The following is a 23,077-nucleotide window of genomic DNA, read 5'->3' as shown; positions in this document are numbered from 1 at the left end:
GGGGCGTTCGGGGAGAGAGGAGAAGCCATCGGGCCGGTGGCGACTAGGGCCGCTGCGCCCGAGGCAAGGAGTATCGGAGTTACTCGGCCGTCTCGGCGGTGAGCACGACGGGGGCCTCCACGGCCGGGGCCGCAACGACCGCGCCCTTCGGCGTGCCGAAGAAGAACTTCATGTAGTGCACGAAGACGTAGGTGACCATCACGGCGGCGAACACGGTCTCCAGGGCGATGAGCGCCTCGACCACAGGCAGCGCGGGGATGGCGACATCGGCGGCGTAGAGTGCCTGCACGCCCTTGCCGAGCGCCGTGGCGGAGATGACGAAGGGGAAGGTCATGGCCGCGTAGCTCGGGTAGAACTTCAGAGCGACGAACTTCGGCAGCTGGGTGATCACGCCGATGAGCATGACCTGGCCAAGGCCCATAAGCACGCCCACGAACAGCGGGTTCGGGTCGGGCATGACCGCCAGGTAGCCCACAAGCGACAGCCCCAGGGGAGCCGCGAAGATGCAGAACAGCGGACGGGCGGGCTCGGGAATCTCATGCTTGAGGTAGCGAGCGGTCACCACGGCCAGCAGCACAGCGAAGCAGGCGAAGCCGAACCAGAAGATGCCCTGGCCGAAGGCCTCCATGCCGAAGACCGGGGATGTGGCGGCGGCCACGATGATGCCCACATAGCAAATGAAGTAGGTGGGGAACACCTCGCTCAGCTTGAAATGGCGGATGTAATGGGCCGTGAACCACGCCATCAACGTGAAGTGGCCCACGATGGCCGCGCACCACAACCCGAAGGCGGGCACAATGGCCACGGGCGCCAAATAACCGGCCAGCTGCATGAGGGTCATGAAGAACGTGGCGGACACGCTGGCCAGGATGGAGTTCTGCAAATCATCGCGAATCATGGACGGGAACAGAACTACCTTGGCGATGAGCATGCTCACCATGAACAGGGAGAGGCCGCCGCAGAGCACATGGGCGATCTCGGTGTAAGGCTGGAGCAGATTGCCCAGCGCCGCCAGGCCGAGGGCCACGCCGGCGGTGGGAATCGGTACTTTCTTGATAATGTCGCGCATGGGCTGCCTTTCATTCGGGGCTCATTGATCGATGAAGGGTTTTCGACCACGGACCGCCGGGAGAAGCCGCAGCGAGCCGCAGGAAATTCAGTGCCGTTATTATGCGGGGTTTCTTACCAAAAGAAAACTTATATATATTTATGTTGGCATAAACTGATGTTATGGTTAGACTATCCGGCATCAACAGGCCGGATATCTTCGCCGTCGCGGCCACGCAGCTCGAGAAGGGAAACCCCGTGCAAGACTTCCGCGTGAAGACCTTCCTCACCGTCTGCAAGACGCTCAACTACACCCGGGCCGCCGAGGAGCTGGCCCTCACGCAGCCGGCCGTGTCACAGCACATCACCTATTTAGAACGGGAATACGGCGCGAAGCTGTTCACCTACCATAAGAAGAAGCTGGAGCTCACCCGCGCGGGCCGCGTGCTGCGCGACGCTCTTGCCACCATGGCCCACGACGACGCCCTGCTCCACGAGCGCATCGCCGAAGTGGCCCACGGCGCGGCCGTCCAGTTGCGCATCGGCATGACCCTCACCGCTGGCGAGTACCTAGTGGCCGCCCCCCTCGTGCGCTATCTCGCCGCCCATCCCGAGATCCGGGCCACCGTGCGCTCGGGGGGCACCCAGCAGCTTCTGTCCCTGCTCGCCCAGGGCGCCATCGACTGCGCCTTCGTGGAGGGGCTCTTCGACAAGAGCGCCTTTGCGGGCGATACGTTCCGCACTGAGCAGCTCGTGTGCATCTGCGCTGCCGACCACGTCTTCGCGAGCGAGCCCACATCGGTGCAGGACCTGCTCGGCGAGCGGCTCATCCTGCGCGAAGAGGGCAGCGGCAGCCGCGACGTGCTCGCCCACGCGCTCGCCAAGCACAACCTCTCCCCCGCCGCCTTCGCCGACACCTGCGTCGTGGAGAGCCTCGACATCATCAAGATCTTCGTGGCAGGCGATCTGGGCATCTCGTTTGTCTACGAGTCGGCCGTGCAGCGCGAGGTGCAGGAGGGAAGCCTGCGCGTCATCCCGCTTTCCGGCGAGCCCATCACCCATGACATCGCCTTCGTGCGCCTGCCCCACAGCATCTTCGAGGACGACCTGCGCGCCTTGTTCGAGGGCCTGCAGGCGGCATAGGCACGAAAAAGGCGCCCTCCGCGGGGAGGGCGCCTTAATGGGATCGCCCAGACTCGGGCGGCCTACAGGTCGGCGGCCAGGGTCAGCAGCAGCAGCGCGTCGTGGGAGATGGCGTCGTTCACGATCTCGCGGGTGAGCACCGTGTCCTTCTTCACCGTGAAGGAGCCGTCCTCGCTCGCCACGTCGTCGACGAGGGTGGCGCCCACGAGCAGCTCGACGAGCTGCGCATCCTCGGCGGAAAGCTCCGGGCCGTCCTCGGCGGCCTCCTCGGCGGCTTCCTCAGCAGCGTCCTCGGCATCCTCGGCGATCCCCTCGGCCTCTTCCTCGGCTGTCTCCTCGGCGTCCTCAGCCTCGGCGTCGTCGGCCACTTCCTCGATCACCGTCTCCTCAACCTCGGCCTCGAGCTCGCCGGCACGCAGCTCGGCGGCCGTCTTGGAGCCGTTGTCGACGAAGACGAACTCGGGGGCGAAGAACACGAAGCTGTCGGCGGCGAACACGGTGCCGTCGTCCAGCACCACGCTCGTCACGGTACCGTAGACCGGATCGAACTCGTAGGTGGCCACGGTGCCCAGCTTGTCACCGGTGCGGCTGAACACCTCGACGCCGGCCAGCTTGAAACCGCCCGAGATGAGCGCCTGCGCGTCGGCATCGGAGGCCGGCAGGAAGTTCTCGCGCGACTGCACGGTGACGAAGGTGTCGCCGATGGCCAGCGCGCGGTCGAAGGGAAGCACCAGCGGCGCGGTGGTGGTGGCGCTCGCCACGATGTAGTGGCTTACGGCGAGGGTGTCGCAATCGACGCGCAGCTCGCGCATCTTGCCGATGACCCGGCGGTCGTCCAGGCCCACGACGTTGCGAACGAGAATGGACTCATTAGTCTCCATCTTCAGCTCTTTCTCGAGGGGAGCAGGCCACCTGCGGCAGCCGTGACGCTCATTCTTGCAAGTAGGCCCCATTATAGGCGAAACCTTCGCCCACGTCAGCGAGAACTGACCGCAGATTGACAGGTATGCAGGGAAAATTCAAGGACTGGGGCCCGCAGTCCCCCGAAGGAGCCCGGCGGGAGAGCCGGATGCTGCCCCGAAGGCGCCCGAACCCTATTTGTTGGGATCGACGCTGCCCTCCGAGGTGGTCACCGGCGTGGTCTCGTCCACCTGATAGATGTCGCTGGAAAGCAGGTCGCGCGTGGTGCGCTCGCCGTCCTGGTAGTAGACGCGGAACGCCTCGGACACGTAGTACTGGCGCGAGGTGCCCGCCGCGTCATCGCGCTCGTAGCGGCTGACGATCTGCGAGGTGGCATCCACGGTAAGGCCCTCGGGCAGCGGCGCGCCCTCGATGGACACGTCCACCGTCTGGCCGACCGCCTTGGCGTGGATGACCATGGGCGCATCCGAGTTGTTCTTCAGGCGCAGGTCGAACGACCCGTAGACGATGGTGGCGTCCAGGCCGATGGGCGCGTAATCGGAGGGCACCGAATGGGGATGGCGCTCCACGATTTCCATATCGGCCTTCACCGCGGCGATGTAGAGCGCCGTGGAAACCTGGCACACGCCGCCGCCATCGCCTTGGGCCACCTGCCCGTCGTTGATGACCGCGGCCTCCTGGTAGCCGCGCTCGGCCGAGGTGTCGCCCACCACGTCGTTAAACGAGAAGGTGCCGCCCGGCTCGATGACCGTGCCGTCGATGGCCTCGGTGGCGAGGCGGATGTTCTCGCGGCGGCCGGGATCGTCGCTTTGGGAAATGGCCTGGTAGCTGCTGATGACCTCCTGGCCCTCCTGCTCGGGGGCCTCCTGCTCGCCCCCCTGCTCTGGCGCGGCGGCGGGAGCCGGCTGGTCGCTCACGGTCTCCGGGTCGGAGAACTGGGCGGCCGGGCTCCACAGAACGGGATTGCCGAAGGCCATGCACGCGGAGAGCGCCACGGCGCACACTGCCACGAAGGGCGCCACGTAGGGCGACGCGACGGGCATCCGCGGCCGACGGCCGAAAGCCGGGCGGTCGGCGGGAACGCGCGGCTCGGCCGGACGCTCCACCGAGGGGCGCGCCGGCACGGGACGGCTGTCGCTCTGACGCAGGGTCGGACGGTTCGACGGGGCCATGGGTCTACCCCATCCTCTCGACGGCGTCGAGCTTGATGCGCTCCACGCGGGTCAGCACGCTGGCGCGGCGCAGCTCGGCGGCGAGCGCGCGGGCCTTGTCGCCCTGGCCGGCCTTCACATAGCAGGCCATCTCCTCGAAGCGGGCGCGACGCGCGTCGGCCGAGGAGGAGGCTGCGGCAGCGGCCTCGCCGTACAGGCGCGCGGCAACGGGGAACAGTCCCTTGTCGCGCAGGCCCTGGGCCTTGCCGAGGAACTCCTCGTAGCAGGCATCGCGCGTCGTGGCCGGGCCAGGAGCCGGAACAGCTGTGGGCGTCGGCTCGGGGGTGGGAGCCAGCGCCGGGGCCACGGGCTCGGGTGTCGCGGCAGGAGCGGAGGCGGCCGCCGGAGCGGGAACCACGGGCTCGGCGGGAGCCGGAGCGGGGACCGGGGCGACGACAGGCGTCGGGGCGGCCTGGAAGGGCGCGGGCGTCGGCGCGGGCGAAGCGGGCCGCACGGGAGCGGGGGCCGAAGCGGCGCCCCGGTGCTCGGAAGCCGGCGCAGCGGAAGCCGCCGCGGCAGGCATCGGAGCGGAGGCGGCGGGCGCGGCCGAGACGGCCTCGGGAGCCGGAGCCGCAACGGGCGCCGAAGCGGAAGCGGGCTGCTGGGAGCGGGCGCTCGACTCCGCCATCTTGCGGCGAGCCGTGGCGAAGATGGAGCGAGCCGGGGCCTCGGCCGGCTCGGCGGCCTTCGGCTCCGCAGGACGATCGGCCGCGGGTGCCGGAGGCTCGACCGGCGCGGGCGCCATCGCGGGAGCCGCCTGGGCAACGACGGGAGCGGAAACCGGAGCCGAAGCCGGCGCAGGCGCAGGAGCCGGGGCCGGGGCGGAAGCCCTCTCGGGCTTCGGGGCCGCAGGCTCGTCGGCTGGGATGACCGGGCTGGCCGGAGCCGGGGCCGGGGCGCCGTGCTTCGCGAAGGGCTGGAAGGCGGGCTTGAACGGGCTCTCGGGACGCGGCGTGAAGTCGAGCTCGAGCTGGGGCGCGGCGGCCGGCGCGGCGGCCGGGGGCTCCTTGCGGTAGAGCGCCGCGAAATCGACACTCGCCGGCGGCTCTCCCAAAGCAGGCTCCTCCAGCTCCACCGGCTCCTCCACTTGGGGCATCGGGGACGCCGGGCGCGCATCGACGCGGCCCTTCGCGGCGGGGGCGGCCTCCTGGCGCGACGCCTTCTCCGACGCCGCCTCAACCGGCTTGGCGTGCACGCCGCGGCGCGGGGTGCCGAGCGGCACCAGATGCGAGGACGTGGAGCGCTTGTAGGCCATGATGGGATTGGGCACCGAGGTGGTGTCGGACACCACCAGGTACTGCTCGTCCCCTTCGGCGAAGGGAACCGTCAGCACCATGGTGGACGTCGTGTGGTTCTCGCTCTTGCGGGGATGCAGGGAGGGGGCGGCCTCGGGCTCGAACATGCCGTCCTCGCCCTCGTTCTCGTCGACAAGGTACTCCTCGATGAACGCCTCGGCGCGCTGCGGCGCGCCCTCGTCCTCGGGAGCCGCGCCAGGTGCCTCGGCCGATGCGCCCTCGGAGGCAGCCGCGTCGGCGTGCTCTGCGGCAGCATCGGACTCGGCGGCCTCGGCCTCGACCTCGGCGGCCTCGTCGGCCGTATCGGCCTTGGGGGCCTCCGACGTCGCCACGAGCTCTTCCTCGGCGGCCTCGTCGGCCCCCTCGTCAGAGGCGGTGTGCAGATCGAGGAACTCGTTCACGGGATGGTTGGGCGCCACGGGCATGACGGCCGCCTCAAGAGCCGGGCTCGCCTTCGCCGCACGCCCGCGCGTGTCCTCGCGGCGCTTCGGCTCGGGGCGCGCCCCCTTCGACGCCTTCATAATGCCCGTGTAGGCGGCCACCGGCACCACGATGCAGGCAATGGCGAAGAACGGCGCCGTCCACACCTGGGCAGCGCCCATGGCCACACCCCAGAACAGGCCGGCCACCACCGCCATGAGAACGAAGGCGACGGCAACCGCGCGGCGCTGGGGCGACGTCGAGCTCAAGCGCAGCCCGATAATGAGGCCGGCGATAATGATCAGCACAAAGAGCGCGATGCCGATCGTCATACTGCCCACGTCGCTTCCTTCCCTCGCAAAAAGACGGTCTTATCCATTAAAGGGGAAGTATAGCATCCGTCAAGAAACTAAACCACCTGATGACGCTTTATTGAAATTATAGACACAACCAGCGGGTTTTTGGTAAGCAAACCGCTCAGTGAAAGCAGCGGGGCGGCCCCGCAGGACCGCCCCGATTCCGTCTGCTGGATACTCCCTAGCGCGTGTTGCTCGCGTAGGGGGCCTTGTCCTTCAGCAGCACGTCGTGGGCGCCGCCCTCCACGATGGAGGTAGCGCTCACCAGCGTGAGCTTCGCCTTGTCCTGGAACTCGGGGATGGTGAGCGCGCCGCAGTTGCACATGGTGCTCTTCAGCTTCAGCAGCGTGATGGCCATGTTGTCCTTCAGACTGCCGGCGTAGGGCACATAGGAATCCACGCCCTCCTCGAAGGAGAGGTTCTTCTTCTTGCCGCCCAAGTCGTAGCGCTGCCAGTTGCGGGCGCGGGCGGAACCCTCGCCCCAGTATTCCTTCATGTAGGTGCCGTTCACCATCACCTTGGCCGACGGGCTCTCGTCGAAGCGGGCGAAGTAACGGCCCAGCATGACGAAGTCGGCGCCCATGGCCAGCGCGAGCGAGATGTGGTGGTCGTACACGATGCCGCCGTCGGAGCAGATGGGAATGTACACACCGGTCTCGCGGAAATACTCGTCGCGCGCCTTCGCCACCTCGATGGTGGCCGTGGCCTGGCCGCGGCCGATGCCCTTGGTCTCGCGGGTGATGCAGATGGAGCCGCCGCCGATGCCGATCTTGATGAAGTCGGCGCCCGCGTCGGCGAGGAAGCGGAAGCCCTCGGCGTCCACCACGTTGCCCGCGCCGATCTTCACCGAGTCGCCGTAGTGCTCGCGCACCCACTCGATGGTGAACTTCTGCCAGTCGGAGTAGCCTTCCGACGAGTCGATGCACAGCACGTCGGCGCCGGCCTCCACGAGGGCCGGGATGCGCTCGGCGTAGTCGCGGGAGTTGATGCCCGCGCCCACCATGTAGCGCTTGTGGGCGTCCAAAAGCTCGTCGGGGTTGGACTTGTGGGAGTCGTAGTCCTTGCGGAACACGAGCGCCACCAGGTGGTCGTCGGCGTCCACGATAGGCAGCGAGTTCAGCTTGTGGTCCCAGATGATGTCGTTGGCCTCTTTGAGCGAGGTGTCGGCCGGGGCCACCACGAGCTTCTCGCGCGGGGTCATGAAGTCGGCCACCTTCTCGGTCAGTTCCATGCGGGAGAGGCGGTAGTCGCGCTCGGTGACGATGCCGAGCAGCTTGCCGTGGGCCGAGCCGTCCTCGGTGACGGGCATGGTGGAATGGCCGAACTGCTCCTTCAGGTCCACCACCTCGGCGAGCGTCATGTCGGGCGAGAGGTTCGCGTCCGAGGTGACGAAGCCGGCCTTGTAGTCCTTCACGCGGGCGACCATGGCGGCCTCGTCCTCGATGGACTGGTTGCCGTAGATGAACGACAGGCCGCCCTCGGTGGCCAGGGCCACGGCCATCTTATCGTCGGACACGGCGGCCATGATGGCCGATACCATGGGCACGGAAAGCTCGAGGGGGCACTCCTCCTCGCCCTTGCGGTACTTCACCAAGGGCGTCTTCAGGCTGACCGCCGCGGGCACGCAATCAGCAGGCGTATGGCCCGGCACCAGCAAGTACTCGTTGAATGTACGGGACGGTTCCTCGAAGTAGTAGGCCATAGTTGTGCGCTCCTTTGCCGCTCGATGCCCTGGACGGTAATTGATTCATTATAGGCCGAGAGCATAAACCTGTGCCAGAGTCCCTCCGAGCCGCTCCATATTTTCGGCAGCGGCACGAGAGACCGAGACGGACAAGCGGCCAGACGGGGCTGGCGGGGCGGCCGAAGCCGCCCCCCCTACAGAGTTTGATGGGCGAGGCGAACCGCGACGGAAAGGGCTACAGCTTCCAGTCGGCAGCGGAGCCTTGGAGGCTCACCATACGGGCGAACAGGCCGCCGGCCGCCAGAAGCTCGGCAGGCGTTCCCTCCTCGGCCACGCGGCCTTCGGCGAGCACCACGATGTGGTCAGCGCCGAGCACGGTGCGCATGCGGTGGGCGATGACGAGCACCGTCTTGCCCACGAGCAGCCGGGAGAGCGCCTCCTGCACGAGCGACTCGCTCTCCACGTCGAGGGAGGCGGTGGCCTCGTCGAGCAGGACGATGGGCGCGTCCTTCAAGATAGCGCGGGCGATGGAGATGCGCTGACGCTCTCCTCCCGACAGGAGCGCTCCGTTCTCGCCGATGGGAGTGTCGTAGCCCTGGGCCATCTTGCGCACGAACTCGTCGCAGTTGGCGGCGCGGGCCGCGGCGAGCACCTCCTCGTCGGTGGCCTCGCGCCTGCCCAGCCGGATGTTCTCCATCACCGTGCCGTTGAACAGCACCACATCCTGGAACACCTCGGTGTAGTCGGTCAAAAGCGTCTCCGGGTCCACGCCGGCCACGTCCACACCGCCCACGGTGATGTGCCCCGCGTCCACGTCCCAGAAGCGGGCCGCCAGCTTCGCGGCCGTGGACTTGCCCGATCCCGAGGGCCCCACGAGCGCGGTCACCTCGCCCTCGCGGGCCGTGAAGCTCACGTCGGCGAGCACCGGCTCGCCGTTCTCGTAGGAAAACGACACCCCGTCGAAGACGATGTCGTGACCCCGGGGCGCGAAGTCCACAGAGCCCACCTGGGCCGGCTCCTGCTCGATGGCCCGCATGCGGGCAAGCGACTCCCGCATGTCGATGAGCTCGGCGGTGGACTGCAGGATGAGGTTGATAGGGTCGTAGAGCCGCGTGACCACGAGCATGAAGCAGAAGAACACAAGCAGGTCGCACTGGCCCGCGGCCACGAGCGCCGTGCCGGCGAGAATGGTCGTGACCGTGCCCAAGCGCAGTAGCGTCTGGGTGGAGCTCACGGCCGTGCCCGTGGTCAGCTCCGAGGCGAGCTTCGCCCGCTCGAAGGCATCCACGTTCCCGTTCAGGCGCGCAAGGAAGTCGTCAGTGCGGTTCAGGGCGCGAACCTCGCGATTCGACTCCAGGTACTCCTGAATGCCGTCGGCGAGCACGAGGGCCGCCGCGTTCTTTTTCCGCGTGGCCGCCGTCTGCAGGCGCGTCGTGGCCAGAAGCACGATCACGGCCACCGGCACCGGCCACAGGGATGCCAAGGCGAGCCGCCAGTCGAAGACGAGCAGCATCACGGCCACGATGGCCGTGGACGCGCCCGTGCCGAACAGCTGGGGCATCGTGTGGCTGAACAGGCGCTCCTGGTCGGCGGTGTCCTTCATGACCACGCTCGTCAGATCGGCCAGGTCGCGCTTCCCGAAGAAGGAGAGGGGCAGAACCCGCAGCCGCTCGGCCAAGCCGATGCGCTTGCGCGCGCTTTCCTGGTACACGACGCTGTAGGTGGCGTGGTACTGCCAATACTGAGTGGCGAACACCACGGCGAGCGCCGCGACGATGAGCGCCAGGTAGGGCGCCAGCAGCGGCAGGGGCGTCGCCGGATCCTCCAGATGGGCGAGGAACTCCCCCGTCACCAGATAGAACACGCCCACGGGCAGCATGAGCACCACATTCGCCAGGGCGCACACGGCCGCACCCCGGCGCAGCGATTTCACACCTTGCTCGGTGAGGGCCAGCGCATCACGCAGCATGGGCGCCACCTCCTTCGATCTTCCACTGGGTTGCCTGCTGATAGTTAGCCCACAGCCGCGCGTACAGGCCGCCGGCCGCTAAGAGCTCGTCATGGGTGCCGCGCTCCACGATGGTGCCGCCATCCACCACGGCGATGAGGTCGGCATCCACCACCGTGGAGAGCCGGTGCGCGATCATGAGCACCGTCTTGCCCGCGGCCAGACGTCCCAGCGCCTGCTGGATGAGCGCCTCGTTTTCCGGATCGGCGAAGGCCGTGGCCTCGTCGAGCACCACCACGGGCGCGTCCTTCAGGATGGCCCGGGCCAACGCGATGCGCTGGCACTCGCCGCCCGACAGGTACACCCCGGCCGACCCCACCACCGTGGAGAGCCCCTCGGGGAACTTGGCGATGATGTCGGCGCACTGGGCGGCCTCGGCAGCCGCGCGCGCCTCCTCGTCGCTCGCATCGGGGCGCCCCATGCGAATGTTGTCAGCAAGCGTGCCCTTGAACAGGCGGTCGTTCTGGAACACGAAGGCCACGGTATCCATCAGCTCGGCGGTCGGCACGGCGCGCACATCGGCGCCTCCCACCGCGACCGTGCCCTCCTGCGGGTCCCAGAAGCGCGGGATGAGGCTCGCGAGTGTGCTCTTCCCGCCGCCAGAGGGCCCCACGAGCGCCACCGTAGCCCCGGCGGGTACCTCCAACGTCACGTCGCGCACAGCCGGCACCGCGGCGCCCGGATAGGAGAACGTCACGCCGCGCAGGGCCACAGACGCATCGGATACGTGCTCCGCCGCCTCCGAACGCACCTCCTCCATGGGCTCCACCGCCAGAATCTCGTTCACCCGGCGCACGGAGTCCTCGGCCATCATGAGGGCCTCGGATGCGTACATGATCTTGCTCATCACCGTGGTGGTAAAGGCCGAGAACACGACGTAGAAGAGGAAGTCGGTGAGGAACCGCGCGAAATCGCCGGCGCTTGCGGCCAGCAGGATAGCCGCCGGCACGAGCACTGCGAAGGTGCCGTTGATGGCCACGAGCTGCACCACCTGGGGCAAGCGGCAGAAGTTCACATACTGGGTGGCCATATCGCGGTAGTCGATGATGGCCGCGTGGAAGGCCTTGAACGAGTGCACCGTCTGCTGGAACACCTTCACCACGGGAATGCCGCGCACATACTCGGTGGCTGCCGTGGACATGCGGTTCAGGGCCTCCTGGTAGCGCTGCATGAAGAAGCGGCCGCCTTCGGGCACATCGCGCCCCATCATCCACCACATGGCGAACAGCGACACCGCCACAGGAATGAGGCAGACAAGCCCCATGACCCAATCGAACAGGAACATGGCCACGAGGAACGCCACGGGCGCCGTGCACGAGGCGATGAAGTCGGGCATCTTGTGGGCGATGACGTCCTCGGTCTGCCCGGCGCAGCCGTCGATGATGCGGCGCAGGCGCCCCGAGGCGTTCGCGTCGAAATACCCCAGCGGCACCTTCGCCACATGGGCCAGGCACGCCTTGCGCATGTTGGCGGCCACGCGGAAGGCGGCCGTGTGGGTGAGCATGAGGCCGGCGAAGTAGCACAGCGCGCCGGCGACGGCCACGGCGAAGGCGAGCCACGCCCACAGCGTGGCGTCGGCTGCCAGTTCATAGCGAGGCGCCACGGCCACGAAGTCGCGCAGCACGAACCACACGAGCACGAGCGGCACGATGGTGAGCACGCCGTTGAGCGCCGCGAGCGCTGAGCCCGCATAGGCCAAGCAGCGCCGCGGTCCCGCGAATTTCAGCAGCTGCGCGATGGCGTTGTCCGAGCGCGCCTCTGCTTTCTCCGATGATGTCACTGCTCCCCCTTAGGCCGCGATCTTCGCGAAGTGCTTCTGGAAGATGCGCATGCCCAGCCAGCTGCCGAGCAGCGCGCAGGCTGCCGTCACGCAGCCGCATACAGGGAAGACGGGGCTGTGGACCCAGTCGATGAGGCCCTGGCCGTACTCCGCGGTCATGCCCATGTCGATGACCATCTGCACGTAGCTCTCGCTCGCGAACAGAATGAGGGAGATCTGGCCGAACCACCAGCACACCACGAGCACGGCGAAGCCCACGGCGACCGACCACTTCGCCCGCTTGCCCGCGATCATGATCAGCTCGCAGAGCACTGCTCCGACGAGCATGCCCACCGGCCCCGTCCAGGCCATGCCCATGACGAAGCCGAGCAGCGCCATGATGGCACCGGCGATAAGAGCGGAGCCGCGCTTGGGCACCCGCGCCATGAGATAGGCCCACACAATACCGGCGGGGATGGAGCCGATGGCATGGGTCCACCAAGCCATATCGGTGCTGAAGCTGCATACCATGGCCACGATCATCATCACGAAGAAGGTGACCACGCCGAACACCGCCAAAAGCACGATGTCCTTTGCGGTGAGCCGGGCGGAAGGACCCGCTGCCGTCGTTGTCGTTGTCGTTGCTGCCATAGATTCAATCCTTTCCGTTGGGATGGGTACCTAAGAGATTCAGAAACCGAAGCGCGTGCGCACACGGGCGGCGTGGGCGGGATCGAGGTCGTAGCGCGCGCTCACACGGCCACCGTCCACTTCCGCCACCTCGTCGCATACCGCGCAGAGGAACTCGTAATCATGGGTGACGAGCGCCACAGGCGCTCCCGCGGCGGCCACTCGGCGCAGCGCCGCGGCAACGCGCTCCATATTGGCGCGATCGAGCCCGCTCGTGGGCTCGTCGAGCACGAGGGCCCGGGCACCCTGGGCGATGCCGGCGGCAATGGCCAGGCGCTGGCGCTCGCCGCCGGAAAGCGACAGGGGGTGGCGCTCGGCGCAGGCGGCCAGGCCGAAAGCGGCAAGCAGCTCGTCGGCCTCAGCGTCGGGCAGCCGCAGCTCGGCGCGGGCGCTGTCGGCGAACAGCTGGTAGCCGGGCTCCTGCATGACGAGGTGCACCGTGCCCGGTCGCTCACGTGCGGCGAGAGCGCGCCCATCGAGCGCCACCGATCCGGCTCGCTCCCGCGTGAGCCCCGACAGGCAGCGCAACAGCGTGGTCTTGCCAGCGCCGTTGCGGCCCACGATGCCGAGCACGCGCCCCGGCGCCACCGCAAGGGAGAGCCCCTCGAGCACGGGCGGCTTGCGCCGAAAGGCCACGGTCAGTCCTTCCGCTGCCAGGCCCTCCGCGGTGCCGGCCCCCGTAGCTGGCGCAGGACTGCCCTCTGCGGAGGCGGCCGTCGCGACTTCCACGCGGGCGGCCATCTCCTCCTCCATCTCGGCCACCGTCCAGGCGCGCATACCGAGGGCGGCACGCTCGGCGCGGGGAAGTGCCCCATAGGAGGCGGCATCCCAGTCGCCGGCCACGGTGCCCTCTTCCATGAGCACCACACGGTCGGCTACTCCGTGCAGCCACCAAAGCCGATGCTCCGAGACGATCACGGTCTTTCCCTGGGCCTTCAGCGCTGCCACCACCTCGGCCAGGCGCATCATGGAGGCGGTGTCCAGCGAGGCGGTGGGCTCATCGAGCACGAACACCGCAGGCCGCATGGCCAAAGCCGATGCCAAGATGACCGCCTGCTTCTGGCCGCCCGAGAGCTCCTCGATGCTGCGGTCGAGCAGCGGGCGTATGCCGAGCGCCGCAGCCGCCTCCTCCACGCGCTCGACGATCTCTGCGCGCGGCAGCCCCAGATTCTCGCAGCCGAAGGCGATCTCGGAGGCCACGTCCAGGTTCACGAACTGGCTGCGCGGGTTCTGGAACACCGATCCCACGCGCACGCCCAGCTCGTCGGAGGTCCATGCCGCCACCTCGGTGCCGCCCACGAGCACGCGCCCCGTCACCTCGCCGGCATACACATGGGGCACCAGGCCGTTCACCAGGCGCGAGAGCGTCGTCTTCCCGCAACCGGAGGGCCCGGTGACCACGACGCACTGGCCGGCCGGCACCTCCAGGCTCACCGAGCGCAGCGTCGGCTCTGCCGCGCCCGGATAGGTATAGGACACACCCTCAAGCTGAACGGCCGCCCCGGCCATCTCGGCCAAAGCCTTGTCGCCCCTCATGAGAGCACCTTTCCCGCCACTGCGGCACCAGTCAGCAGCACCGCAACGGCAACGACCACCCCGTCGAGCGGCGTTACCCGCAGCTCGTGGTAGCTCGTGCGCGGCCGCGACGTCTCCACGCCGCGGGCCATCACCGCATCGCCGAGCTCGTCGGCCACGAGCGAGATGCGATGGATATAGGGCACCATGAAGTTCTCCAGAAGCCCCGCCGGGTTCGTCACGATGGCCGCCGGGGTAAGGCGGATGCCGCGGGTGAGCATGGCCTCGCGCACCGCCCGCGCCTCCCGCGCGATGGTAGGGAAGAAGCGCAGTCCCACGCACACGGCCACCGTCATGCGACCCGTGAGGCCGAAGGACTGCAACGCGAACGCGAGCTCGCCCAGATACGTGGTGGAGATGAGCGCCGCGGCGAACATGGCCGTGGGGAACAGGCGCGCGAGCATGAGCAAGCAGGCGCCTACCGGCATGAAGAAGGGACCGCCGAGGATGCAGGCGAGGGAAATAAGCGAGATCGCCGCATAGGCCGCCACCCACGCGCAGGCGAGACGCCCGCGATGGCACCACACCATAAGCAGGGCATCGGCCGCCACCGCGACCAGTTCCACGGCTTTCGCGCCCGACACGAATACGGCCACATTGAGCAATACGAGCGTCACAAGGGCCACCCGCGGGTCCACGCGGCGGCGGCTCTTCTCGCCGCCTGCGAACAGCAGGGCGCCTCCGCGCGCCGAGGCCGAGGGCGATGCGCCCTCCCGTTCGTCTATCCCTCTCACACAGGGCGCCCCCTCACCCCGATCCAGTGTACCTTCCACGTTCCGACTTCCCTTTCGCCGCGTGCATCGACGTTCGCAGGCACTCCCCCGCCGCACCGCCGTGCTCTTCTTGAAAGTTTCAGTCGGCTAATTTATCATGCGATCTGATATGAATGTTATTGATGGTTAACTTTTGGACGAATGCGAAAGAACTTCGGACGGAATGGAAACGACGGGAAGGATCATGAAGGCCCCAGCACTCGCGAACATCGACGAGAACCTGCACCATCTTTTCGTGTCGCAGCTCGAGACGCTGCAGATGGAACCGCAGGCACGACGGTGCGGGGTGGTGTCGCAGCTTGATCCCGCACGGGGCTCCGGCAGCGCCTGGATGACCGGCCTGGGTCGCGATTGCCTGGTCACTGTACTCGATCTGACGGTGAGTGACGGATCGAGCCTCACCAGCTGCGGACCGGGCTATTTCTGCCTCGGCTCCATGTCGCCGAGCAGCCTGGAGACGATGCCCTACCCCACCTTCCCTACCGACGCGTCGGATCTGGTCATGTACCGTCAGGGGGCCGGCTCCTATTCCTACCAGCTGAAACCTGGCTGCGCCTACGCCTCGCGCTCGCTCTGCTTCACCCCGCGCTTCATCGAGCAGGTGGCCCGCGATCAGGGAACCGGCGCCGACGAGCTGCTCGAGCGTCTCACCGAGTCGTCGCTGCCCTTGAGAGCACCCCACGTGAGCGCCATGCTCAATCGGCTGGATGCGCGCTCGGCCAATGCGCCGGCCACCGGCTTTCGCCTTGCGGCGCTCATGGCCGAGGCAGTCGCTTGCCTGATAGAGACGGCGGAGGGCGCCGCGTGGGCCGCTCGCGCCGAGGGGACGCGCACGGCGGCGCAGCTCATCCACGAGGCCCATGCCATCATGGAGCAGCATCTTGACGCTCCCCTGACTCTGGATTCCATCGCCCGCGAGCTGTGCGTGAGCCGCACGCGCCTCGCCGCCGTCTACAAGGCGGAAACGGGGCGCGGAGTGGCCGAGGATCTGCGACAGCTGCGCATGAGTCGCGCATCCGATTTGCTTGCTGGCACCGATATGCCCCTCGCCGAGATCGGGCGCGCGGTGGGCTATCCGCGGCCGAGCAGCTTCACCACCGCCTTCACCCGCGAACAGGGCTGCTCGCCGGCTACCTGGCGCAAGCGCTTCCGCTGCTAGGACGCCCGAGGGCCGCCGCGCGCCGCCCCTACGTTGGGTTGAAGGACATCGGGCAAACCCGGGAAAGCCGGCGACCGCTTTTCGCTCGCAATTCAAGCGGCTACCTATTTGCGCTCTGCACGTTCTCGACAAGCTGGATGAGCTCTTCACGAGACCCTACTCCCAGTTTGCGGTATATGTTCCGCAGGTGGGTGCGCACCGTATGTTCGGAGATGCAGAGCATATCGGCCACGTAGGCAGGGCGGTGCCCGCGAGCTATATAGGGCAAAATCTCCCTCTCGCGTGCCGATAGGTTCCGCTCCTCGGCCAAAGCGGCGCATAGAACGTCACTGTGAGGTTGCGACAGACCGTCCCTTTCGCGCACCTCTTCCCCTTCCTCTCCCTCCCGAAGCAGACGATGGTAGTCGACCAAGGGCGAGGCGAGCACATAAACGAAATAAGCCATCGCACACACGAGGAGGATGGCGCCGAGAGCATCGTCGTCGGGAACAACCTGCGCCACGTTGGTGCCGAGCAACACTGCGAGGCTTGTCGCCACGCACAATATGGAACCCACGAACACTGAGGAGAATTCTCCAGCCCGCGCCACCGCGCACAACGACGCCAGGGCAAGCAGGGCGATGACAGCCATGAGAATATGAGACACGAGGAACCCCGCGCCAAACGAGACACTGCCAACGGGAAAGCTGCTCAGCACGATGAAAAATGCGGCCGCACTGGGCAGAAGCGTCCGGTAAACGGTGCCGAGCGAAAAACGCGGCCAAAACCGCACGAGAACGACGGCAATTCCCGCGGCGCCTATGACCGAGATTGCCCCAATGTGCTCATATTCCATGAACACGAATTCCCGCGCGCTCATGACAAAGAGAAACAGGAACAGGCCCAGGCACGGATTGAGCACCATAGTGCGCATAGACTCCCACAGGTGATCTGCTACCGTGTCGTCAACGGCAGGGATTTCCCCAACTCCCTTGCAGGCGCTCCAAACCGGACCGGCGACACCGAGCCACAGAAGTACGGCGAATGCCCCTTCGCACGCTGGCAGAAGACCGGCTTCGAAGCCAAGCTCGGCGAATGTCGCCATCGCGCATGCGATGCTCATGCCCAGAAGTGAGCGTTTCAGCCCAAACGGACAGAGAACGCGACACCAACCAGGCACGAGCATCGCTAATCCAAAACCCATAGCGACGCTGATAACGCAGATGCCAGCCGGGCCGACCGGCAGGGCAAGCGTCTGCACGAGCGCATAGGCCGACCCTCCCAAGGCATAGGCCACTCCTCCCAGCACCGTCGCAGCGGGCATCATGCGCACGGAATCTCGGGCCATCGACCACAGCCCCGCGCCTATCGCCAGCACGGCACTTGTTGCCGTCAGTCCGTTAATCGCAAGGACCTCCACCGCGCGATCGATAGAGATCTGGGCGAAAAGCGCAGCATCCCACAGAGTCAGCGGACACGTCATGAAAAAGGCAGCGAATGACAAAAACAAAGCCGCCGCCCGAGCAGCTTCTTGTCGGCGAATCACGAAATCCCTCCCCATCATTAGCAACGTCACTCTATCTTCATCCTACCTGATTAACCTGAAATAACGAGGTCATACGAGAAAAATACCTGGTTCTCGTTAGGAGTTTACCTTGTTTCGAGTATAGGCAGAACGCCCCCGTGCACCGATGATGGAAAGCGAGGCCGCCGATTCGGGCACCTCGTCTACCACCAATCCAAGGAGGGAACCATGGAAGACACCCAGAAATGCACGCGTCGTAATTTTTTGAAAGGTGCGGGCATCGGAGCTGCGGGGCTCGCCGCCGCCGGCATGTTCGGCTGCGCACCGTCCGCCCCCGCCACCAGCGGCTCGTCTGATAACGCCACGGGCACGGCGGGATCATCGGCGGCCGCGAGCAGCTGGCGCACAGCTCCCGAGCCTATCGCAGAGGACGCCATCGCCGAGACGGCTGACTGCGACGTGCTCGTTATCGGCCTCAGCTTTAGCGGATGCGCAGCTTTCCGCGCGGCCGCCGAGGCGGGCGCGAAGGTCATCGCCATGGAAGCGCATCCTGAAGACAATCACACGTGCCTGGGTATGGGGCATTTCGGCCATATCAACTCCGAATTCTTGCGCGAGCGCGGCGTGAGCGGGGTTGACCCCATTGAGTTCCTCAACAATTGGCAGCTTCGCGCGGCAAACCGATCCAACGCCGCCCTGGCCCGCAAATTCACCAACACGTGCGGCGAGGCCTTCGACTGGTACATCGACTGCCTTACCCAGGAGGAGCGCGACGCTCTGGAGATCCAGTTCTACCCCACCGATGAGTCTTACACGACCTTCAAGAACGGCTTGGGCACCTATATCGGCACCGCTTCCACCATGCCTGTCCAGGAGAAGATTCTCGGCAACTTACTGCAGGTAGGCCTGGACGCGGGCGCGCAGATCTATTGGGGCTGCCCCGCGCAGCAGCTGACCACCGATGCCGACGGAGCCGTTACCGGCGCTATCGGCCAGAAGGAGGACGGCTCCTACGTTAAGGTGGCGGCCTCCAAGGGCGTCATCGTAGCCGCCGGCGACTACTCTGGCAACCAGGAAATGGCCAAAGAACTGCTGTGCCAGATCACCAACATGATCGGCGACGACGGCGAGATCATCAGCTCCGGTTATCAGGGCGACGGCCTGAAACTGTGCTACTGGGCCGGCGGGCAGCTGGATCCGTACCAGTCTTCCATGGGCGGCGATTACTACTACCCCTGCGACAGCCCCACGGATCCGTTGGGGTCGGCCGCCTCGCTCTGGATCAACGCCGACGGCAAGCGGTACTGCAACGAGGGATTCGGCTTTATGGAATGGGCGGCCTATGCAGGCGCGCTCCAACCCCAGGGACCGGTCGCCAATGTGTTCGATAGCAACTACGAGGCGCTGATCAAGGCCCAACCGGCATGCCACATGGGCATCGACTATCCCAATGGCGGCATGGACGGGCTTCCGGCCCTGCTGGAGGCGGCCGTTGCTGGTGGCGCCGAGGGCTCGGGCGCCGACACTAATCCTGTCGTCTACGCTGCCGACGACTATGCAACACTCGGCGGCTATCTAGGCTACGAGGGAGAGACGTTGGACAATTTCGTTGCCTCCATCGAACGCTACAACGAACTGTGCGCCACGGGTCTCGATGAGGATTTCGGCAAGGAGAAGTCGCTCATGTTCGCCGTGAACCAGCCGCCCTACTACGCCTACAAGGGCGAAAAATCCCTGGGCGGCATGCTCTGCAACACATCGGGCGTGGCCATCGACGAGAACGGCCAGGTGCTCGCGCGCGAGACCTTCCGCCCCATTCCCGGTCTGTTCGCCGCCGGAAACACCGCGGGCAGCCGTTTCGGTATTCAGTACACCACGGCACTGTGCGGCGTTTCCATCGCCTTCGCCGTCACCCAGGGTAAGTTCACCGCCGAATACGTGGCGAGCCTCGCCTAACGATTCGCGATACAGCGGCGCGCGCCTCCCTCCCCGTCGCGCCGCATAATCGAGCAGGGTCCCGCAGGCAATATGCTTGCGGGACCCTTGGTTTTGGATGACGCAAGGCGATGCCGTGCAGGCTGAAGGGCGGGACGGCTGAAGCCATCCCCTACGTTGGATATGCGCGCGCTGCGGTAAGCAGCACCCTATCGTGCCACGGCGGCGTCCATGGCGTCGGCGTAGATGGGCGTGGCCAGGCCGAAGCCGCCGGCCACCTCGATGAGCTGGCCGGTGGTGGCAGCGCTCTCGTCGCCGAGGAAGTACACCACGGCCGCGGCGATGTGGGCCGGGTCGGCCATGCGCCCGAGCGGAATGTGGCGCAGGAAGAACTGCTTGAACTCCTCGGAGAGGTTGTCGGCCACGGCATCGGTGGCGGTCATGCCGGGCGCCACGGCGTTCACGCGGATGTTCGACTTGGCCAGCTGCACCGCCATGGACTTCGTCATGTGGTTGATGGCCGCCTTGGAGGTGCCATAGGCGATTTGGCTGATGTCGGGCACGCTGCCGGCGATGGAGCTGATATTCACGATGGAGCCGCCGCCGGTCTTCGCCATCTCGCGCGCGGCCGCCTGGCAGCCGAGGAACACACTGCCCACGTTCGCGTCCACCCCGGCGAGGAAGTGCTCGTAGGAGGTGCTCAGCAGGTCCTTGTCCTCGGCGGGGTTCGTGCCGCCGAAGTTGTTCACAAGCCCGTCGATGCGCCCCTCGGCAGCCACCACCGTGTCGATCATCGACTGGTAGCTGTCGGGCTTGGACGCGTCGTTGTACACGCATTTCACTGCAAGGCCGGCCGCCGTCATCTCGTCGGCCTCGGCCTGGGCGCGCTCCGTGTTGCGGGCGCCGATGTAGACGGTCGCCCCCTCCTGGGCGCACGCCTTCACAATGGCCGCTCCGATACCGCGCGTGGCCGCCGTCACAACTATCACTTTATCCTGCAGTCTCATGGGGAAGTCCTTTCACGCATCCGGGCCCTCTGCCCGGCGAATAGGCAACTTCCCCATCATACGAGGCCGCTCCCCTGAAAGCGGCCGTCCCTCGGCACCTGTTTCCCTCCTGAACTAAATTTCGCGTATTTTGGCTTGGAATCGACGCTTTTGTTACTGCGCGGGCGCAAAATCGCGTCCGGCGTAATACGCCACCTGGGGAAACGGCCGCATCTGTATTACCCAGCGCCCTCTCCGCGTGGCTTTTGGTAACAAAACCGTGATTTCTAAGCCAAAAGAAGCTCCCGCAACTCGTTTCGCGCCTGTTGCCGTCGTGCGCTAGCTTCCGAGCAGGGGCGCCACCATGGTCGCGGCGCACAGTGCAAGCGAGGCGGCCATCGCCCCGTCCACGCGGCGGCGATGCCGCTCGTAGAACGACCGCAGAAGCTCGCCCGCGTATATCCAAGCCAGATTGCAGCCGACGCCGATGAGGGGCAGCACCAGCCCCGCAGCCGCCAGCGCCAGCGGGTGGTCGCTCAGGGGAAGCACGTAGGAGCACAGCGCCGTCAGGCACAGCACCAGTATCTTCACGTTGGTGATCTGCAAGAGGAAGCCCGAGGCCGCCGTGGGCTTCGCCTCGTATAGCGCGTGCCCCTCCCGGCGGGGCGCCACCATGGTCCAGGCGAGCCAGAGCACGTAGACCGCGCCCGCCACGGTGAGCCACCCCATCAGGCCCGACGCCACCTGGCCTACGGTCCACACGACCAGCACCGAGGCGAACGACACCGCGTAGAAGCCGGCGATGAGCCCGTACCACTGGCGCAGCGCAAGCGTCCGACCGTAGCGCAGCGTCGTCGCCAGCGAGCAGAGGTTCGCCGGCCCCGGGGTGATGCCCTGCACAAAGCAGTAGAACGCCAGCCCCGCCAGGGTGGCCGCTATCGTCATTTCCGCTGCCTCCATGGGCGCTCTCCTTCCGTTGTTTCCGTTGGCTCTAGCATAGGACGCCATGAAGCATTTGTATAACGAATGATTGAGAAGAATATGTTTGACTAAATCGATCAATGTTGCGTATGCTGGAGCCTGCGCGCGGTGGGGCCGACCCCCCCGCAAAGCGCGCCGAAAAGGAGAACCATCGTGGATATCAAATGCCTGCGCACCTTCCAGGCCGTCGTGGCCTGCGGCACCTACGCCAAGGCTGCCGACCGGCTCGGCTACACCCAATCGACGGTGACGGTGCACATCAAGCAACTAGAACGCGACTTGGGATTGCCGCTGTTCGAGCGCATCGGGCGCCGCATGGTGCTCACGCAGAAAGGAGCCGAGGCGCTTGCCCAGGCCGCCGAGATCATCGCCGCCGCCGACCGCCTGGCCGCCCTCGGCACAGAGGAGACGGCGCTGCAGGGCACGCTGCGGGTCGATATGGCCGAGACGCTTCTGTGCTATGCGCTCGACGAGGTGATCGCCGCGTTTCGCGAGCGCGCCCCAGGCGTGGCGCTGCGTCTGCGCGACCGCACCTGCGCCCGGGTGTCCGAGAACCTGCGCGACGGCTCCTGCGATCTGGGGCTCACCTACGCCTTCGACTGGCAGCCCGAGGATTTCTCCATCGAAGAGGTGGGGCAGATCCGCACGGCCCTCGTGGCCGCGCCGGGCGTACCCCTCCCCGATTTCCAGTCCGCGGGGCAGCGGGCGGAGCTTCCCTTCATCATCGACGAGCCCGACAACGTGTTCCGCATCGCCCTCGAGCGAACCTTGGACGCGCGCGGCGTGATGCTCGCCGAGACGATGGAGCTCTGGAGCTCCCAGGCCATCAAGCGCCTCGTCTCCATGGGCATGGGCTTTTCCGTCTTCCCCCGTTTCGCCGTCGCCGACGAGCTGGCGCGCGGCACCTTCGTCGAGATTCCCGACCCCTTCGGCAAGCGCATCTTCCCCGTCTACCTCGGCCACCGCAAGACCCACTGGCTCACCCCGGCCGCCCGCCTATTCTGCGACCTCGTACGCGAGCAGCTGGCGACGGAGAACGAAAAAGCGGCCGCCTCGGGGTGAGGCGGCCGCTTTGGTGGCGTGGTATTTCCGCTGCGGAATTAGAACTTGCGGAACTTGTCGGCCGGGGTGAAGCAGATGGGGCACTTCTCGAAGTCGTCACCCTTGTGGATGTAGCCGCAGATGGGGCACAGGTAGTAGGCCTCGTCGGTGGGGGCGTCGATGTTGTTGTAGGCGTCCATGTACAGCTCGGCATGCACGGCCTCGGCGAGCTTGGCGCGGGTGAACACGAACTCGGCCTTCTTGTTGCCCTCCTCCTGAGCGACCTTGATGAAGCTCGGGTACATGTCGGAGGTCTCGTAGATCTCGCCCAGGGCGCCGGCAATGAGGTTCAGGTCGGTGGCGATGCCCTCGGCATCGGGAGCGGCAGGACGCTCATAGCCCGGCTCGATCTCCTCGATCACGCCGGCCTCCAGGCCGATGTGGATCTGCTCGGCGGCGCTGGTGGCCTCGAACAGGCGGGCGATCTGGTCGTAGCCCTGCTCCTTGGCGGCCTTGGCGAAGGCGGCGTACTTTGCGGAGGCGCCGGTCTCGCCACCGATGGCGGCCTTCAGGTTGTCGAGCGTGGTGC

Annotated in this window: 18 protein-coding genes; 4 read left to right on the top strand and 14 right to left on the bottom strand. The window is 66.6% G+C overall.

Annotation, left to right across the window (positions count from 1 at the left end; genetic code table 11):
- Window positions 1-79 precede the first annotated feature (79 nt).
- Window positions 80-1,069: a TDT family transporter gene (locus tag Q5064_RS02700; protein ID WP_302962066.1), complete on the bottom strand. Its 990-nt coding sequence runs from the start codon at window positions 1,067-1,069 to the stop codon at window positions 80-82.
- A 236-nt stretch (window positions 1,070-1,305) separates the two neighbouring features.
- Here Q5064_RS02700 and Q5064_RS02695 point away from each other — a divergent pair, with 236 nt between their 5' ends.
- Entirely contained in the window at window positions 1,306-2,190 is an 885-nt protein-coding gene (locus tag Q5064_RS02695; protein WP_302962064.1) for a LysR family transcriptional regulator, read from the top strand.
- 62 nt (window positions 2,191-2,252) lie between these two features.
- Here Q5064_RS02695 and Q5064_RS02690 read toward each other — a convergent pair whose 3' ends face one another.
- The 9 genes from Q5064_RS02690 to Q5064_RS02650 all read right to left on the bottom strand — a co-directional run bounded on the left by Q5064_RS02690 (window position 2,253) and on the right by Q5064_RS02650 (window position 14,843).
- Window positions 2,253-3,071, bottom strand: a complete 819-nt coding sequence (locus tag Q5064_RS02690) for a hypothetical protein (RefSeq protein WP_302962063.1) — start codon at window positions 3,069-3,071, stop codon at window positions 2,253-2,255.
- A 213-nt stretch (window positions 3,072-3,284) separates the two neighbouring features.
- A complete protein-coding gene (locus tag Q5064_RS02685) occupies window positions 3,285-4,283 on the bottom strand; it encodes a VanW family protein (protein WP_302962061.1) in 999 nt (332 codons plus the stop codon).
- A gap of 4 nt (window positions 4,284-4,287) precedes the next feature.
- Window positions 4,288-6,378, bottom strand: a complete 2,091-nt coding sequence (locus tag Q5064_RS02680) for a hypothetical protein (protein ID WP_302962060.1) — start codon at window positions 6,376-6,378, stop codon at window positions 4,288-4,290.
- 196 nt (window positions 6,379-6,574) lie between these two features.
- The gene (locus tag Q5064_RS02675; protein ID WP_302962059.1) at window positions 6,575-8,095 is read right to left on the bottom strand and encodes an IMP dehydrogenase; all 1,521 of its coding nucleotides are present in this window, start codon (window positions 8,093-8,095) and stop codon (window positions 6,575-6,577) included.
- Window positions 8,096-8,312: 217 nt separating this feature from the next.
- Window positions 8,313-10,046, bottom strand: a complete 1,734-nt coding sequence (locus Q5064_RS02670; RefSeq protein ID WP_302962057.1) for an ABC transporter ATP-binding protein — start codon at window positions 10,044-10,046, stop codon at window positions 8,313-8,315.
- Window positions 10,036-11,865 (bottom strand): ABC transporter ATP-binding protein, encoded by a 1,830-nt coding sequence (locus Q5064_RS02665; RefSeq protein ID WP_302962055.1) that lies wholly within the window; start codon window positions 11,863-11,865, stop codon window positions 10,036-10,038. Before Q5064_RS02665 ends, Q5064_RS02670 begins: the two co-directional genes overlap by 11 nt.
- Window positions 11,866-11,874: 9 nt before the next feature.
- Window positions 11,875-12,495 (bottom strand): MptD family putative ECF transporter S component, encoded by a 621-nt coding sequence (locus tag Q5064_RS02660; RefSeq protein ID WP_302962052.1) that lies wholly within the window; start codon window positions 12,493-12,495, stop codon window positions 11,875-11,877.
- Window positions 12,496-12,534: 39 nt separating this feature from the next.
- Window positions 12,535-14,070: an ABC transporter ATP-binding protein gene (locus tag Q5064_RS02655; RefSeq protein WP_302962051.1), complete on the bottom strand. Its 1,536-nt coding sequence runs from the start codon at window positions 14,068-14,070 to the stop codon at window positions 12,535-12,537.
- Entirely contained in the window at window positions 14,067-14,843 is a 777-nt protein-coding gene (locus Q5064_RS02650; protein ID WP_302962049.1) for an energy-coupling factor transporter transmembrane component T, read from the bottom strand. Before Q5064_RS02650 ends, Q5064_RS02655 begins: the two co-directional genes overlap by 4 nt.
- Window positions 14,844-15,045: 202 nt before the next feature.
- Between Q5064_RS02650 and Q5064_RS02645 the strand changes: the two genes are divergently transcribed.
- Window positions 15,046-16,041 (top strand): helix-turn-helix domain-containing protein, encoded by a 996-nt coding sequence (locus Q5064_RS02645; protein ID WP_302962047.1) that lies wholly within the window; start codon window positions 15,046-15,048, stop codon window positions 16,039-16,041.
- 100 nt (window positions 16,042-16,141) lie between these two features.
- Here Q5064_RS02645 and Q5064_RS02640 read toward each other — a convergent pair whose 3' ends face one another.
- Complete coding sequence (locus Q5064_RS02640) at window positions 16,142-17,596, bottom strand: response regulator transcription factor (RefSeq protein ID WP_302962045.1); 1,455 nt, start codon at window positions 17,594-17,596, stop codon at window positions 16,142-16,144.
- A gap of 177 nt (window positions 17,597-17,773) precedes the next feature.
- Between Q5064_RS02640 and Q5064_RS02635 the strand changes: the two genes are divergently transcribed.
- Window positions 17,774-19,501: an FAD-binding protein gene (locus tag Q5064_RS02635; RefSeq protein ID WP_302962042.1), complete on the top strand. Its 1,728-nt coding sequence runs from the start codon at window positions 17,774-17,776 to the stop codon at window positions 19,499-19,501.
- Window positions 19,502-19,689: 188 nt separating this feature from the next.
- On the opposite strand, the gene Q5064_RS02630 is transcribed toward Q5064_RS02635, so the two are convergent.
- Together Q5064_RS02630 and Q5064_RS02625 are read right to left on the bottom strand one after the other, a co-directional pair.
- Window positions 19,690-20,487 carry an SDR family NAD(P)-dependent oxidoreductase gene (locus tag Q5064_RS02630; RefSeq protein ID WP_302962040.1) on the bottom strand — a complete coding sequence of 266 codons (798 nt, stop codon included), beginning with the start codon at window positions 20,485-20,487 and terminating at the stop codon, window positions 19,690-19,692.
- Window positions 20,488-20,805: 318 nt separating this feature from the next.
- Entirely contained in the window at window positions 20,806-21,426 is a 621-nt protein-coding gene (locus Q5064_RS02625; RefSeq protein WP_302962038.1) for a hypothetical protein, read from the bottom strand.
- A gap of 174 nt (window positions 21,427-21,600) precedes the next feature.
- On the opposite strand from Q5064_RS02625, the gene Q5064_RS02620 reads away from it, so the two are divergent.
- The gene (locus tag Q5064_RS02620) at window positions 21,601-22,509 is read left to right on the top strand and encodes a LysR family transcriptional regulator (RefSeq protein WP_302962037.1); all 909 of its coding nucleotides are present in this window, start codon (window positions 21,601-21,603) and stop codon (window positions 22,507-22,509) included.
- A gap of 38 nt (window positions 22,510-22,547) precedes the next feature.
- On the opposite strand, the gene Q5064_RS02615 is transcribed toward Q5064_RS02620, so the two are convergent.
- Window positions 22,548-23,077, bottom strand: a 530-nt coding sequence (locus Q5064_RS02615; RefSeq protein ID WP_302962036.1) for a rubrerythrin family protein, incomplete at its 5' end; no start/stop codon positions are given.

Source organism: uncultured Adlercreutzia sp., from assembly GCF_958431955.1.
Lineage (GTDB): Bacteria > Actinomycetota > Coriobacteriia > Coriobacteriales > Eggerthellaceae > Adlercreutzia.
Note: the sequence above shows the minus strand (reverse complement) of the source record. Positions and strands in the feature narration are given on the sequence as shown.

Coding starts and splice junctions, on each gene's coding strand:
- Q5064_RS02645 (WP_302962047.1), top strand. CDS start 15,046: ATGGAAACGACGGGAAGGATCATGAAGGCCCCAGCACTCGCGAACATC.
- Q5064_RS02700 (WP_302962066.1), bottom strand. CDS start 1,069: ATGCGCGACATTATCAAGAAAGTACCGATTCCCACCGCCGGCGTGGCC.
- Q5064_RS02675 (WP_302962059.1), bottom strand. CDS start 8,095: ATGGCCTACTACTTCGAGGAACCGTCCCGTACATTCAACGAGTACTTG.
- Q5064_RS02655 (WP_302962051.1), bottom strand. CDS start 14,070: ATGAGGGGCGACAAGGCTTTGGCCGAGATGGCCGGGGCGGCCGTTCAG.
- Q5064_RS02630 (WP_302962040.1), bottom strand. CDS start 20,487: ATGAGACTGCAGGATAAAGTGATAGTTGTGACGGCGGCCACGCGCGGT.
- Q5064_RS02685 (WP_302962061.1), bottom strand. CDS start 4,283: ATGGCCCCGTCGAACCGTCCGACCCTGCGTCAGAGCGACAGCCGTCCC.
- Q5064_RS02660 (WP_302962052.1), bottom strand. CDS start 12,495: ATGGCAGCAACGACAACGACAACGACGGCAGCGGGTCCTTCCGCCCGG.
- Q5064_RS02625 (WP_302962038.1), bottom strand. CDS start 21,426: ATGGAGGCAGCGGAAATGACGATAGCGGCCACCCTGGCGGGGCTGGCG.
- Q5064_RS02635 (WP_302962042.1), top strand. CDS start 17,774: ATGGAAGACACCCAGAAATGCACGCGTCGTAATTTTTTGAAAGGTGCG.
- Q5064_RS02690 (WP_302962063.1), bottom strand. CDS start 3,071: ATGGAGACTAATGAGTCCATTCTCGTTCGCAACGTCGTGGGCCTGGAC.
- Q5064_RS02670 (WP_302962057.1), bottom strand. CDS start 10,046: ATGCTGCGTGATGCGCTGGCCCTCACCGAGCAAGGTGTGAAATCGCTG.